The sequence below is a fragment of the Arhodomonas sp. KWT genome (assembly GCF_010993615.1).
Window position 1 is genome coordinate 1 of the sequence record NZ_WNXE01001131.1, and the last position, 518, is coordinate 518.

Annotated in this window: 1 pseudogene; it reads right to left on the reverse strand. The window is 70.8% G+C overall.

What is annotated here, in order from left to right:
- A pseudogene (locus tag G7A99_RS24550) lies at positions 1-518 on the reverse strand (secretion system protein); the annotation flags it as partial.

Below are 518 nucleotides of genomic sequence, written 5' to 3' on the forward strand. Positions count from 1 at the left end.
CGGTCCACATCGCGCTCGAGCATCCGGATCTCGCGCTGGATCACGTGCTCGGGCGGATTGTCGGCAAAGTAGAAGTGCTGCCGCACCGCGCGGGCCACCCGGGCGAACTCCCCCTGGAGGAAGCGTACCCGCCAGCCGGTACGCCGGCGTACGAGATCGGCGATCTCTTCGGGGCTGCCGTCGCCGAGCACCACCGTCAGCGTCTCGCCCTCCAGGGCCAGCGGCAGGAACCCCCGGGAGAGGCACAGCGCCTGGTTGAAGGGCTGGGTTGCCTCCGGGTGGGGCTCCGGCAGCGTGTCCATGTCGGCGAACTCCGCCGGATGGCTCTGCTGTTCGGCGAGCACGCGCGCGATGTCCTTCTGGGTCGCGAGCCCGTGGGCGACCAGGAGGTTGCCGAGGCGCCCGTTCTCGACGCCCTGCTTCTGCAGCACGAATTCGAGTTCGGCTTCGGTGATCAGGCCCTTGCGGACCACCAGCTCGCCGAGCCGGACCGGGGCGGTGCCCTCCGGGGGCCCGTC